This window comes from Sporolactobacillus sp. PKPK-6 (genome assembly GCF_056678885.1).
The window spans coordinates 79,504-93,059 of the sequence record NZ_JBWXPA010000002.1 but is presented as its reverse complement, the minus strand read 5'-3'; the positions used below and the strand labels follow the sequence as shown (position 1 = coordinate 93,059).

The window sequence follows — 13,556 nt, the reverse complement described above, 5'->3', positions numbered from 1 at the left end:
GCCAAATGATAAATAATAGACCAACCAAATTGAAAGTTGCTACTTCCTCAGTTCCTCGGATCTCTTCATGCTATAATTACATTTAACTTATTGACCGAAGATAATGAAAAAGTAATTGATAAATAAATAATCAAAGGAGACTATTCTTTGAAATTAAATCGCAAATCGCCAGTACCACTTCGAAAACAAGTAGAAGAGTACATAACAAATCAGATCGCTGCAGGAGAATGGGCAACCGGTTCACGCCTCCCGTCGCAAAGAACTTTAGCCGAACGGTTAAAGGTTAATCGAAGCACAGTGACTGCGGCCTTCGAGGAGCTGACGGCTCAAGGACTGATTGCAGGCAACCGTGGAGGCGGTACCAAAGTGATTAACAATACATGGGGATTGATGGCGAAACAAAAACCTGCCGATTGGGGTGCTTATGTTGAGGCAGGTCAATTCAAGCCGAATCTCCCAATGATTCGCACCATTAACCAAGCTGAATTTATTCCAGATATCATTCGGCTTGGTACTGGGGAGCTAAGTCCGGATTTGATTCCAAGTGATGAGTTGGCAAAACTATTTTTGAATGCGCCAATACATAGTCTATCTTTAGGATACTCGGAGCCAAAGGGAAATCTTCGACTTCGAGAAGAAGTATCAAAATTCCTGAAGCTAAAAGGAATTGCGGCTGACCCCGAATCTATACTTATTGTCTCTGGTGCTCTGCAGGCACTCCAGCTTATTTCAATTGGATTACTAGATCGAGGATCAACGATTGTACTTGAAAAGCCCTCTTATCTCTATTCGGTACATGTTTTTCAATCTTCAGGCATGCGCTTCTATGGTTTGCCAATGGATTCCGAGGGACTAATGGTTGATCGTTTATCACACATAAAAAAGGAATGGGGCAAGACTATTGTCTACTCCATTCCATCGTTTCATAATCCTACCGGGAAGGTAATGACTGCAGCTCGCAGAAAATCCATAGTAAATGCCTGCGAATATATGAGGCTGCCGATCATAGAAGATGACGTTTATCGAGACCTCTGGATTGACGCGCCGCCTCCACCATCGCTGAAGAGTATGGATCGCTCTGGTAATGTCCTTTATATTGGCAGCTTGTCCAAAGTGTTAAGTCCCGGATTAAGGATTGGCTGGATTGTTGGTGAACGTTCAGTAATCAATCGCTTAGCCGACATTAAGATGCAAAACGATTACGGCTCAAGTGCTTTATCACAATGGGCAGCAGAAGAGTACATGAGTTCCGATATGCATGAGGCGCATGAATCTTATATACGCGATCAGTTACGAATCCGGCGCGACCGTATGCTCGATTTGTTGTCTGTGTATTTTAGCGATCTTGCCGAATGGAGCAAGCCTAGCGGAGGATTTTATATTTGGCTGAAATTGATTCCCAATATTGATCCTAATGCACTGTTTGAGTGTGCTTTGGCAAGCGGCATTCTTTTAAATCCTGGTGTCCTCTATGATCGCGGTGCAAGTCACCATTTACGTTTATCGTACGCATATGTATCAAAACGAGAAATGGAGCAAGCAATCCCTGCTTTGAGAAAAATAATAGTGAATTTAGTTGACTAAATTCAATTCAGAAACGGTATTCTAAGAGAAAATCCTAATTTATTTTAACGATTGGATTGCCTGAACAATCAGTTCCGAATATTTTTTTGCCCCGGTCACAGACAGATGAACACCGTCATCGCCAATGTAATTGCTCTGTCCTTCACTTGCTTGATGCCAATCGACAGAGGTAACATTCTCATGATCTTTATCCGTTTTTTGAATAACTTGGTTGACAATCGATTCCCATTGACGCGGTACACGGGTATTAATAAGAACTATATTTTTATCCGGTCCGATTAACTTGATTAATTCATCCATTTGCTCTTGAGTAAACGGGCCATTTGTTCCGAGCTCAATCACAACATTTTGATTTAATTTACCTTGTTGTTTCATTTGATTAATCGTGTTGAATGCTTCCTGAAACTGTCTGCCAACCTTGCAATCAATCGTTAGGTTTTTGATTTCTTCTTTTAGATAGGGTTCGGCACCAAGCATTACCGAGTCGCCGATCGCCGTTACCTGCTTATCGGAAACTTTAGACTGCGTTTTCGCTGTTTTCTCTTTTGCAGCTGCTTTATTCTGTTTTTCCTGATTCACTTTTTCTGCCGCTTTTTTTAACGGTTGTTTTTTGGATGGTTGAATTTTTTTGTTTGATTTTTTCTCCTTCGTCTTTTTTGAATGGTTAGATATGGTTGATCCGTTTACTTTGCTCGCAGAAGTTTTCTCATCCTTCATAGATACCGTCGACTTTTTCTCGTCTGAATCATTTTTGGACAGTGCTTTCTCGCTTACTTTTTGTTTAGCTGCCGGTTTTGCATTCGTATGCTGTGCAAGAAATGAAGACCCATAAAAGATTAAGAAAAGTGTGCAGAGTCCAATACCGGTATTTCGAATGATCAACTGCCAACTGCCGCCCTTACCTAATCGGCGAATAGGCCGTTCAATAAAATGGTAGGAGAGTGCAGAGACGGCAAAAATTAGAACGAGCTGCAGTACGATACGTAAAGGATGTACCTCATTAGCCTGACTTGCCGGTGTCGTGAGCTGAATAATCGGATAATGCCACAAATACATACCGTAAGAACGCAAGCCGATCCAGCGCAGCGGTCTTACTCCGATCCATTTTCCGAGCAAAGTTGCAGGATGGGCGAGTGCGGTAATAAGCACAACACTAACTAAAGAAAACAGTGCCAACCCGCCGGTATAGAGAAATTCTTCGTACTGATTGACATAGATAACACATAAGAACAAGAAAATCAAAGCAAATGTGCCAATGCCATCTAAGAAAATGCCAAGTGCTTTGCTGCCTGATCCGGAAAGCTGCCGACTTGGCCACACGCAAGCCAGAATTGCGCCGAAAAGCAAGGCAAAGGCGCGGGAATCGGTGCCATAATAGACTCGGCTCGGATCAGTACCTGTATGGTAAATCAAGCCCATGCAGAGAATGGAGCTTGCAGCCAGTAATAAAGTTATGCCATAAAGAACCTTCGTTCCTTTGCCGATACGTAAAGCAGCGGTCACAATTAATGGCCAGATGAGGTAAAATTGTTCCTCAACAGCAAGCGACCAAAAATGCTTCAGAAGCGATGGATTTGCAAAACTGTCAAAATAGGACTGTTGGTGAAAAACAGACCACCAATTGCTGAAATAAAAGAGTGCGGCGACAGCGTCCATACGGGTTTCCTGGAGCAGAGCAGGTTGAAAGAAAAAGACATAACCTAAGATGACAACTAAAACGGAAATCATAGCAGGCAGCAGCCTTTTTGCTCGCCTGACCCAGAAGTTTTTTAGATTAATGGAGTTTGTATCTTCCCATTCTTGAATGAGAAGATCCGTAATTAAGTAGCCCGAGAGGACAAAGAAAATGCCGACGCCTAAAAATCCACCGCCGGCAAAGGTTAAATTCATATGGTAGGCAATAACCGCAAGAACGGACAATGCACGTAATCCGTCCAAACCGCCCATATAGCGATGTTTTAGTTTATTTTTCACGAAAACCACCCGCCTTTTAGAAACGTTGTGTGTTATCAAGATGCTGACCGGCAGGCGAGACTATGTATTTTAGAGGATTATTTTTTTCGGAAACCGTTCAAGTCAAGCAAATAACCATATATCTATTTTAACGCATTCCGTATGAAAAAAGTTTTTCAATCTATTTAAAAATGGATTGTAATTATTGCCAATGTTTTAATCGGATTGGAATAATCCAGAATATTAAGTAGTCGTTGCATATAAAAAAGATATACTCCTAACGATCATGTTAAAATGGTTAAAAGGCAGGGGACACAGACGTATGGGAAATGTAGAAAAGCAATATCAGAATTCTTCAAACCTGGCGATCAGGACAAAGATTCATGAACGCTATAGTACCAATAAAAAGGATTGGCACGAATGGCTTTTTGATCATTATAAAATAGAATCTGGCAGTACGATTCTTGAACTTGGAGCTGGTGACGGAACATTTTGGATGAAAAACAAGGACCGTATACCAGAAGATTGGAAAATCACGCTGTCCGACTTTTCAAACGGAATGCTGAAGGATGCACAAAGAAAAATAGGCAACAACTTAAGTATCACTTTCAAGGCTATTGATATTCAGGACATTCCATTTGAGGACAATAGCTTCGATACGGTTATTGCGAATCATATGCTTTATCATGTTCCGAACAGATTGCAGGCCATTAAGGAAGTGCGCAGAGTTTTAAAGCCGGGCGGTGTTTTTTACTCATCAACCATCGGAAAACAGCATATGGTTGAATTTAATGAACTCTTAAAAGGCTTTGATCCTAATCTTGGTTTTGATCTGACCAATGTACAAGCTGACGCCTTTGGCTTAGAAAATGGGACGGAGCAGCTTGAAAACTTTTTTGATCAGGTACAGCTCACGTGCTTTCCAGGAGGACTTCTGATCGATGATGTTCGGGCAATTGCTGACTATATTTGGTCTTCAAGCGCCAAAGCAAAAGAGGTACTGTCCGGAGCAATACGTGAACATTTCATAGACTATCTAAATGAAGAGAAAAAGAAAAACGGAGGCTTTATTGAAATAACGAAGGCTACCGGACTCTTTGAATCAAGATAGCTTCATGCGTCCGATCAATTTTTTCCTATTCATGTTGGTTCTCCTTCTTTACTATGAGTGTGAAGGAAAAAGGAGGACACAAAATGTACGATTCAACAAAAAAATGTGTGATGGTCATTGATCATGAGCAACCGCTTGGCGTGATGGCCAATACGGCGGCGATTCTAGGCTGTACTTTGGGCAAGGATTTTGGTGAAGTGATTGGCAACAGTATCGAGGATGGCAACGGTTTTTTACATAAAGGTATTGTCAATCTGCCCATCCCGGTTTTATCGTCGACTCGTGAAGATCTAACGAAATTACATCGAGAAGTCAGTGAAAGCTTTTCCGAAAAAATTGAGTTGATCGGGTTTACAACGACCGCACAGAGGAGCAGAGACTACGAAGATTACACTTTGAAATTATCCGCTACGCAGACTTATGATCTTAAGTTCTTAGGTATTTGTCTCTATGGAGAAAAAAAGGCAGTGAATCATCTCACTGGGAGTCTCCCAACGCTTAAATAAAGAAAAGACCGTTTGTCTGCTTGAACGAGGCGAACGGTTTTTTACTGAATGTAATGCATCGGTGTAACGCCGGTATACGCCTTGAAATATTTAGAAAAGTGACTCTGATCGTAAAAGCCGGAGGTGACAGCGACATCTGCGATCGGCAGTCCGTTTTGAAGCATTTTCTTTGCCTTATTGATACGTAAATTAATCAAATATTTCTGCGGTGTTAATCCCATGTATCGATAAAAGCGACGAATCAACTGGTATTTATCAACGCCTACATGATCGGCCAACTCGTCTAATAATAATTTCTTTAAACAGTTTTTCTTAATAAAATGCTTCATATCTTGAATATCCTGCGGAACTGATTGTGTTAAATGGGTACTGGCAGCATTATTTTCCTGAAAATCCATCATATTTACTAGATCGTCTAATGCGTGTGTTTCCACTTTTCTATGAGAGAAATTTTGTTCCAGTCGTTTGAACTCATCTATGAACTCATGAAAGGTGCTCGAGGGTAGGTCTGAATAAATCCGGCCGTCGCGGAACTGATCAAAAGTAAACTTGGAAAACCAAGCATGATGAACATAGAGCATTCGAAACTTCCAGTTACCGACATCCTGCGGTTGGCAGCGATGTGTTGATTTAGCTGGGATAATGAGCAGTGTTCCTGCATTGAGAGCGAAAGATTTCTGATTGATGATAGTCTGACAGCAGCCTTGTTCAATTAATCCGATGGAAAGTTCATTATGGAAATGGGTTCTTGACGTATGAATTGTATTTGTGCATTTCTTTAACTCAAGCAAAAGCGATTGATCGACTTGATATGAAACCTGTGTCATTTTTCTCATCCCAACCTATCTGAAGTGAACGAATATCCGCCCAAAAAGGCGACCAATTGACTTAATGGATCTGTATAAGTAAAGCATTGATTAATTCACATTCCAAAGCTCCGGCGGATTCATTTCGTATAATCCGTCTTTCCGATACATGAATTGATAAATGATGAGTTCTCTGCGAAGTGTTGCATAATCCGGATGAAAATTTCTCAAATAATCACTGATTTCCTTTTCAGAATAGACTTTTCCGAACTCGAGTCCTTTGACAAGACGTGAAAGAACAACTAATCGCTTTTTTCTTTGTGCAGGAATCGTCTTCAGCTTTCCGTCAGCAGTAAAAAAGTTGTTTAAAATGGCTGCACGTTCTGATTCTGATATGGACATATCCATGTTTTCATCTCCATTTCCGAATGATAGGATAGCGGCCGCACAGCTTTCAAGTACCTTTTCATTCAGCGAAAAATAAATGGTATTTTTATCACGGCGTTCTTTAATTAATCCCACGTCGCGAAGCTTGCTCATGTGGTGCGTGATTGTCGGCGGGCTTAAAGAGAGCTTTCCGGCAATAGCCTGACCATGAAGCGGTCCTTGCTTCAGGAGCGCAATAATTCGGATACGTGTTAGATCGGCAAGTGCTTTGTGGAATTCAACGATACGAGTAAGCTGCATCAAAAACACCTTCTAATTTGTTTATCATCTAATTAGATAATAAACAAATTAGCTTAAAAAATCAACTGTAATAATAAGATCCCCTAATGTACGTGCATTAGGGAATTTTATCGGAGCAGTCTTAATCCGCTTAAAATGACCAATATCGTACTACCTTAGTGGCTGATCACGCCGGAAGGCAAATTGATGTCGCCAATACTCGAATCAATTTTAAATCTTCTTTATAAAATTTCGAAGTTAAATTGCGGAAGAAGTATTCTGCGTTCCTTTTACTGTTTTCAATCGATGCAGCTCCCATACAAGGATCATGGCAATGACAACGCCGATAGTTCCATACCAGGATAAAGAAACTAGGGAAAACATGCTTATCATATACCCGCCTAGAACAGCCCCAATTGCCATCGAAATTTGACTAATTGATTGGTTCAAACTAAGCATTATACCTGATTGAGAGGGTACAATTGTGGCTAGATTATACAGTTGCGCAGGCTGGGTACTCCATACAGAGGCTGACCACAGAAAAAGAAAAACAAATATGATGATTGGATGATGAGCAGATAATGAAAGAAAAATAAGTGAACTAATATTTAGGCACATGCTGACAAGTAGTGTGACGGTAATTCCATATTTATCTGCACAGTATCCGCCAACTTTTGAACCAACTAAGCATGCAATGCCAAAAACGAGCAATGCAGGACTCAGTAAAACTCCGGATAAGCCTAATCCTTTTAGCAAATAGGGGGCGATATAAATATACACAAGTGCATAGCCGCTTAACCAGAAGAGCGTAATAAATAACCCGAGCAGTACTTTTGGATTTTTTAACAAAGCCAGCTGTTTAATGAGCGGAATCGGCTTGTCTCCTTGCACTTTGGGTATCACAGCAACGATAACAATTGTTGCAATAACACCAAATAAGGAAATATCTAAGAAAACGCTTCTCCACCCAAAGGCAGAGGACAATAATCGACCAACAGGGACGCCAATAATGAGCGCCATAGTAAAGCCAATTGTAACCGTAGCAATGGAACTTGCCTGTTTTCCAGCAGGCGCAATTTTAGCTGCAAGTGTAAGTGCGGTGACAATAACCACTCCTGCACCTAGAGCAACAATCATTCGCGAAAAAGTAAAGAGTGCGAAACTTGGGAAAAAGTATGACAGTAAGTTTCCAATGATAAAAATACCGAGCGCGTAAAGTGTGAGTTTACGCCGATCTATTTTTCCTGTAAGTGATATGAGAATAGGCGTACCTATTGCATAGGTTAGTGCATAGACTGTCGTAAATTGGCCGGCCTCAGAAACAGTAATCCCCATTGACGAAGCGATCTGATCGAGAAATCCTGATGTAACAAAATTGTGATGTACCAATGAGAAAACTGATAAGCGCTAAAACGTATACTTTCCACATGCTTTTCAATCATTCCTTCCCCATAAAAAAATTGGCCAAGTAAATGTAAATCTTGTGTTTTCGTAAATCAGTGTATATATTAGTGGGAAGAAAATGAAGTATGCACTTTAAAGTAAGATACTATATGAAAGGAAAGTAAAGATGAAAAAGTGGTCGATAGATGAAGGAAATTGTTCCATCTCATACACGCTGTCCGTGGCGGGGGGAAGATGGAAATGGCTTGTCCTTTATAAGTTGTTTAAGAACAATGTCATGAGATATGGAGAAATCAAAAAAAGTTTGCCGTCAATTACTCATAAAATGCTCAGTCAAGTATTGAGTGAGCTGCGGGATGACGATTTGATTGAACGGATTGACTATGCACAGATTCCTCCAAAGGTCGAATATCGATTGAACGAGCGAGGGAAAAGCCTAATTCCCATTCTCGAGTTAATGGCCGAATGGGGAAAAGAAAATCGCCTTTGTAAAAAGGATAATGAACAAAAAACGAATCTTAAGTAGCATAATATTGCTGTAGCATATACTCGAGTTTCAGGTGTTACACTTATATTCCGTTTAAGAAAAACTGTGCTTAGATTATTGTCATTTGCTTGAGAGATTTTCTATTAATCCCATCTGATGTTTTGTATAATGAATTTGTTTTCATGTTTCATCGTTTTATGAATATGAGAATAAATATCATGAGAAAGTGGAGATAAAATGGGGACAGCTGAGAAACAACAGATGAAAGCCCAACGCACATTCTATGGTGTGCTATTCGCAATTGGCTGCGGCCATTTTTTCAATGATTCCATTCAGGCTGTTATTCCAGCCATGAATCCAATCCTTGAGCAAACCTTAAATTTGAACTATGCGCAAATTGGCTGGATTGCTTTTGTCGCCAATATGACTGCATCGGGTTATTCAGCCTTTTTTTGGTTATTACGCAGATATTAAATCAAAACCATTTTTGTTGCCGATCGGCATTTTTACCAGCTTGGTCGGTTTGATTGTTTTTGCACTGGCACCGAGTTATATATGGGCACTGTTTGCCGTGTTCTTCATTGGTATCGGTTCGTCAATTTTTCACCCGGAAGGCTCGCGGGTGGCACATATGGCTGCAGGGGCAAAACGAGGCTTAGCACAATCGATTTTCCAAGTAGGAGGCAACTTTGGGCAATCGATGGCTCCTGTTCTAACTGCACTCATTTTTCTTCCGTTTGGACAGAAAGGGGTTTTATCTTTTTCAGGCTTTGCATTTATTGGGATGGTTGTCCTATTTTTTGTCTCGGTTTGGTATAAAAACCATCAGCCGATTCGCACTCCGCGTGACAAGCAAGCACATCATCAGGAACGGAATAAACGCGAAGCATTTGTACATAAAAGGATTGTTGCGGCGATGGTACTGCTCATTTTCATCATTTTCGCTCGTTCCTGGTATTCAACCTGTATCTCAAATTTTTATCAATTCTATTTGATTCATGATTATGGACTCTCCATTCGAGCGGCACAAATTTTCATTTTTATTTTCATGATCTCCGGTGTGGTCGGCACATTCTTAGGGGGCCCGCTGGCTGATCGATTCGGCAAAAAAACAGTTATTCTCAGCTCTTTTATCGGTGCAGTGCCATTGACGGTTATGCTGCCTTATTTGCCGCTTTATTTAATTGCTCCGGTTTTTTTATTAATTGGTTTAATTATTACATCAAGCTTCAGTGTCACTGTCATTTATGCCCAAGAATTAATGCCAGGACGACTAGGTATGGTCTCGGGATTAACGATCGGCTTTGCTTTTGGAATGGGCGCGATCGGTGCCGTGTTGTTCGGCAACCTTGCGGATTTGTTCAGTATCCGATTTGTCATGATTCTTTGCAGCCTGTTCCCACTTGTCGGCTTACTTTCAGCGTTACTGCCAGGCGATATGAAAATACGGCGATGGAATAAAGGAATGAATTGAACGATTTGTGCATTGTCTTCGATGCAATGGACATAGCGCAAACGGTTACAACGAACTATCTTATTGGAAAAAGTTGCAAATGAGTAAGGAGCGGATCAAGAATGAACGCTGCATTTCTAATCACGCCAAAAAGTGAAGTGAAATTTGTCTATGAACATTGGACAATCAGGCAGGCATTAGAGAAAATGGAACACTATCGCTATTCGGCAATTCCAATATTAAATAAAAAAGGCATTTATGTTGGGACCTTAACTGAAGGTGATATTCTGTGGAATCTGAAAAAAAATGAAGATCTAGACTTCAGAGATACTGAAAACATCGCGTTGAAAGACGTGCCGCGATACAGGGATATCAAAGCGATTTCAATTGATGTTGAAATTGAAGATATTATGGAGACATCCTTAACGCAGAACTTTGTTCCGATTGTGGATGACAGCGGCGTATTTATCGGGATGATTCGAAGACGTGAAATTATTGCTTACTTGCTTAAATTGCGGGCGGGCTCAATAAACCATTTATAACACTCAAACCTTCTTTGACGACTAATCAGGGAAGGTTTTTTGATTGCAGAAAAGTGCCTGTCTCATTATTTGCAATAAATGAGCGCGCAGCAGAGACTAATTCTTTTCTCAAGGATTCGGGTTTCAGAATTTTTACACGGTCTCCTAATGCGATCAATTTTGCTTTCCAAAGCTGTTCATATTCAGGCAAACAAACATGCATGATCCATTCCTTTTCACTTATGAGTTCAAATTTCCCTTTTGGAAAAAATTCTTCAAGCAGATCACGATCCTCATTTTGGACCAGAAGTGCAATGTCAATGCAGCTCACTGAATACGAATGATCATGCTTTTTCATTAGCTCCTCTATATTTTTATATTCTTGAAACTCGGTATCAAGCATAGCAGCTTTTTTGATCCGAGTGATTTTAAAGAGTCTGTAATCATTTGAACGTTCGCAATAGGCAAAAAGATACCAGTCGTACCATTTACAGATTAAAGCAAGTGGATGCACTTTTCTTTGTGAATGATCCTGCTGTGCATTTCGATAGGATATAAGGATATGGCGGCGTTGGTGAATGGCTTTTTCCAAAAATTTAAGATTATGCTGAACGTTAGCTCCTTCCTGCGCGGCGCTGTTGTCAAGAAAGATGCTGCTGTTCTTTGCAACCCCATATAAATTTCTATATTTATCAAGTAAAATTTGGTATTTATTACTGTGAAAGGACGACTGCAAGCCCATAAGTGCAGTAATAATGGTCATGTATTCCTGCCTTTTAACAAACTGTTTGTTTAGGGAAAACCGAGGCTCAATGCTGTATCCGCCGTGTGCTCCTAAAACAGAGCGGATGGGGATGCCCGCCAGATTAATCGTCTCCATGTCACGTTTAATGGTACGAATCGATACTTCAAATTCTTCGGCTAACTCCTGAGCAGTCGTCTGCTCGTGATTCATCAGGAAAATGACAATACCTAAAAGCCGATCTATTTTCATTTTGCTCGCTCCCTAATGCTCTTTCAATCAATTTTAAATGATAAATGTGCCATATTGTTGTCACTATTACCATTCTATAATAAAGGAAACAGATAGGGAGAGATGATGATGAACAAAAAGATGAACATTGCGAAACGAGGATATTTAGGGTCGCTTTTACGATTTGTTTTGATAAGTGAGCAATGGAAGGACGAACTCTACGCCTGCTACACCGATCGTTATCTTCAGAAGTATATTGACGATCATAATTGTGAGACAATTTTTCAATTCAAAAATAAAGACGAAATGGCACGGTGTATTGGGGAATGGAAACAGGCATGTGAAGAGAACCACTATTTTCGCTGGGTAGCTGAGACAAAAAATGATCACAAAATCATTGGGACAATTGAGATCGCATCCATTCCAGATACTACAAACTATATAAGCCGTGTTTTCAATAAAAAGCCGGGAACGTTTGTCGATAATCCAACTCATTTATTTGAACAGGGAGTTCAAAACGGTGTTCTAAGAATCGATATTATTTCCAGCTATGCACAGGGTCAAATCTTTGACGATATACTCAAAGTGACGCAAAACTTTTTTAATGATTACGGTTTACAGCAGATTATTGTTCAGTGTTTAGCAAAAGATAAGGAAAGGAGGAGGGCATTAGAGAGACATGGGTTTGAAACCTTAAAAATTGAAGGAGAAATTTTATATCCTTATCTGATTAGAAGACGAAGTGCGGCTGATAAGGGATTTAAAATATGATTGATGGAATCATCAACGCACCTATTAAAAAAGTGTAATAACTCACTTTCCTTTGTTCAAATCGACCGGTATGATTTGTTCTAAAATGTGTAAAAGGAAAACAAGAATGATAAGGGCGCCAATAAATAAGATAAATAAAAGAATCGCCCTGCCTTGTGACAAATAAGATCCGGAAATGACAGGTCCTAAAACAGAGCCGATTTGCCAAGCAGTGTTCATCGCACTGTTATAGCTGCTGCGTGTTTCATCAGTAGCTAAACGGTTGATCAGCGCTGGTAAACTAGAAAAAAGACAATTTTCACCAATTGCTGAAATGGTAAATGCCAAAATGAGTACAAGAGACGTCCAACCAGCTTGAAGAAAACTTGCGGAAAGAATCATAAAATCTCCCGTAGCAAAAATGAAGGCAGCAAGACTAATGACACGAGTGCTTCGGATACTGGCGGTCAGTCGAAGAATAAGTGGTTGTCCCAACACGATCATAAGACTGTTGAGAAAGAAAGCATGACCAACAACGCGCAGTGGTGTCTGCGCATTTTCTGTTGCCCACTGAGGAAATAAGGTGGTTGAGAGTCCTGTCATTACTACTGCAAATACGGCGTAACAGAAGCAGAGCATGATCATATTGTTACACTGTGAAGCAGCTGAATGGATAGACTTGTCTCTTTTTATTTGACCCTTAAGCTCTTTTTTACGCGAATTTTCCACCCATTTTTGACCGAAAAATGAAAATAAAAGAAAAGAACATGCATCCAAAATAAAAATAGTTTTAAATGAATAGGCAGAATTTGAATGAATGATTGTACTGCCCAGTGCCGCGCCAATTCCTGAACCCAAATTTTGCAACGCGAATGCAGTCCCGAAGATACTTCTGGTCTGAGTCTTGTCTGCAGAATCGGCAAGGATCATCGATAAGGCATTCCACAATACCGCTCCAGCTCCTCCTGACAGGATGGAAGCGAAAAACGCAGTTTTGACATCTGCAGCAAATATAAAAAGGAAACGTCCAACGGCATTGAGCAATACGGAAAGAAAAAAAATCCGTTTTGTTTGTATATGAGTTGTTAACCATCCGGAAATTGGAATCGCGATCACACCGGCTAATCCGCTTGAACCAATGATTGTCCCTGCCACAGACAATGAGATTGCTTGCACGTGATGCAGATAGATAATGAGAAATGGTTCTGTCATTCCTGTTCCTATTAGAGATAATGTATACCCCGCTAATAGCCACCATGTTTTTTTATTAAAATTGGGGAGCAGTTGATGTAATCTGTTCACTCGTATTCATCCCTTTTGTCCGTTTCATCGTTTTTAGTTT

Annotated in this window: 11 protein-coding genes and 2 pseudogenes; 7 read left to right on the top strand and 6 right to left on the bottom strand. The window is 40.3% G+C overall.

Annotated features, from left to right (window positions below):
• Positions 1–147: 147 nt before the first annotated feature.
• Positions 148–1,584 (top strand): aminotransferase-like domain-containing protein, encoded by a 1,437-nt coding sequence (locus tag AC1MBV_RS11290; RefSeq protein WP_480948328.1) that lies wholly within the window; start codon positions 148–150, stop codon positions 1,582–1,584.
• Between the two features lie 39 nt (positions 1,585–1,623).
• On the opposite strand, the gene AC1MBV_RS11285 is transcribed toward AC1MBV_RS11290, so the two are convergent.
• Positions 1,624–3,558 carry an acyltransferase family protein gene (locus tag AC1MBV_RS11285; RefSeq protein WP_480948327.1) on the bottom strand — a complete coding sequence of 645 codons (1,935 nt, stop codon included), beginning with the start codon at positions 3,556–3,558 and terminating at the stop codon, positions 1,624–1,626.
• A 301-nt stretch (positions 3,559–3,859) separates the two neighbouring features.
• On the opposite strand from AC1MBV_RS11285, the gene AC1MBV_RS11280 reads away from it, so the two are divergent.
• Together AC1MBV_RS11280 and AC1MBV_RS11275 are read left to right on the top strand one after the other, a co-directional pair.
• On the top strand, positions 3,860–4,648 hold the full coding sequence (locus AC1MBV_RS11280; RefSeq protein WP_480948326.1) for a class I SAM-dependent methyltransferase: 789 nt from the start codon (positions 3,860–3,862) through the stop codon (positions 4,646–4,648).
• A gap of 83 nt (positions 4,649–4,731) precedes the next feature.
• Positions 4,732–5,154: a DUF2000 domain-containing protein gene (locus tag AC1MBV_RS11275; protein ID WP_255749698.1), complete on the top strand. Its 423-nt coding sequence runs from the start codon at positions 4,732–4,734 to the stop codon at positions 5,152–5,154.
• 41 nt (positions 5,155–5,195) lie between these two features.
• Here the strand turns inward: AC1MBV_RS11275 and AC1MBV_RS11270 are convergent, their stop codons facing one another.
• The 3 genes and pseudogenes from AC1MBV_RS11270 to AC1MBV_RS11260 form a co-directional block, all read right to left on the bottom strand.
• Positions 5,196–5,981, bottom strand: a complete 786-nt coding sequence (locus AC1MBV_RS11270) for a helix-turn-helix transcriptional regulator (RefSeq protein WP_255749699.1) — start codon at positions 5,979–5,981, stop codon at positions 5,196–5,198.
• Between the two features lie 90 nt (positions 5,982–6,071).
• A complete protein-coding gene (locus AC1MBV_RS11265) occupies positions 6,072–6,647 on the bottom strand; it encodes a DUF2087 domain-containing protein (RefSeq protein ID WP_255749700.1) in 576 nt (191 codons plus the stop codon).
• A 237-nt stretch (positions 6,648–6,884) separates the two neighbouring features.
• A pseudogene (locus AC1MBV_RS11260) lies at positions 6,885–8,064 on the bottom strand (MFS transporter).
• A 132-nt stretch (positions 8,065–8,196) separates the two neighbouring features.
• Here AC1MBV_RS11260 and AC1MBV_RS11255 point away from each other — a divergent pair.
• The 3 genes and pseudogenes from AC1MBV_RS11255 to AC1MBV_RS11245 all read left to right on the top strand — a co-directional run bounded on the left by AC1MBV_RS11255 (position 8,197) and on the right by AC1MBV_RS11245 (position 10,512).
• Positions 8,197–8,556: a winged helix-turn-helix transcriptional regulator gene (locus AC1MBV_RS11255; protein ID WP_480948325.1), complete on the top strand. Its 360-nt coding sequence runs from the start codon at positions 8,197–8,199 to the stop codon at positions 8,554–8,556.
• Between the two features lie 198 nt (positions 8,557–8,754).
• Positions 8,755–9,991 (top strand): annotated as a pseudogene (locus AC1MBV_RS11250) (MFS transporter).
• A 101-nt stretch (positions 9,992–10,092) separates the two neighbouring features.
• Entirely contained in the window at positions 10,093–10,512 is a 420-nt protein-coding gene (locus AC1MBV_RS11245) for a CBS domain-containing protein (protein ID WP_255749704.1), read from the top strand.
• A gap of 25 nt (positions 10,513–10,537) precedes the next feature.
• On the opposite strand, the gene AC1MBV_RS11240 is transcribed toward AC1MBV_RS11245, so the two are convergent.
• Complete coding sequence (locus AC1MBV_RS11240) at positions 10,538–11,485, bottom strand: helix-turn-helix transcriptional regulator (protein ID WP_480948324.1); 948 nt, start codon at positions 11,483–11,485, stop codon at positions 10,538–10,540.
• A gap of 108 nt (positions 11,486–11,593) precedes the next feature.
• Here AC1MBV_RS11240 and AC1MBV_RS11235 point away from each other — a divergent pair, with 108 nt between their 5' ends.
• Entirely contained in the window at positions 11,594–12,235 is a 642-nt protein-coding gene (locus AC1MBV_RS11235) for a GNAT family N-acetyltransferase (RefSeq protein WP_480948323.1), read from the top strand.
• Between the two features lie 42 nt (positions 12,236–12,277).
• On the opposite strand, the gene AC1MBV_RS11230 is transcribed toward AC1MBV_RS11235, so the two are convergent.
• Positions 12,278–13,516 carry an MFS transporter gene (locus AC1MBV_RS11230; protein ID WP_480948322.1) on the bottom strand — a complete coding sequence of 413 codons (1,239 nt, stop codon included), beginning with the start codon at positions 13,514–13,516 and terminating at the stop codon, positions 12,278–12,280.
• Positions 13,517–13,556: the final 40 nt, after the last annotated feature.

Excerpts from the sequence above, each read along its gene's own strand:
- AC1MBV_RS11280 (WP_480948326.1), top strand. The coding sequence starts at position 3,860 with ATGGGAAATGTAGAAAAGCAATATCAGAATTCTTCAAACCTGGCGATC.
- AC1MBV_RS11275 (WP_255749698.1), top strand. The coding sequence starts at position 4,732 with ATGTACGATTCAACAAAAAAATGTGTGATGGTCATTGATCATGAGCAA.
- AC1MBV_RS11270 (WP_255749699.1), bottom strand. The coding sequence starts at position 5,981 with ATGACACAGGTTTCATATCAAGTCGATCAATCGCTTTTGCTTGAGTTA.
- AC1MBV_RS11265 (WP_255749700.1), bottom strand. The coding sequence starts at position 6,647 with ATGCAGCTTACTCGTATCGTTGAATTCCACAAAGCACTTGCCGATCTA.
- AC1MBV_RS11255 (WP_480948325.1), top strand. The coding sequence starts at position 8,197 with ATGAAAAAGTGGTCGATAGATGAAGGAAATTGTTCCATCTCATACACG.
- AC1MBV_RS11245 (WP_255749704.1), top strand. The coding sequence starts at position 10,093 with ATGAACGCTGCATTTCTAATCACGCCAAAAAGTGAAGTGAAATTTGTC.
- AC1MBV_RS11240 (WP_480948324.1), bottom strand. The coding sequence starts at position 11,485 with ATGAAAATAGATCGGCTTTTAGGTATTGTCATTTTCCTGATGAATCAC.
- AC1MBV_RS11235 (WP_480948323.1), top strand. The coding sequence starts at position 11,594 with ATGAACAAAAAGATGAACATTGCGAAACGAGGATATTTAGGGTCGCTT.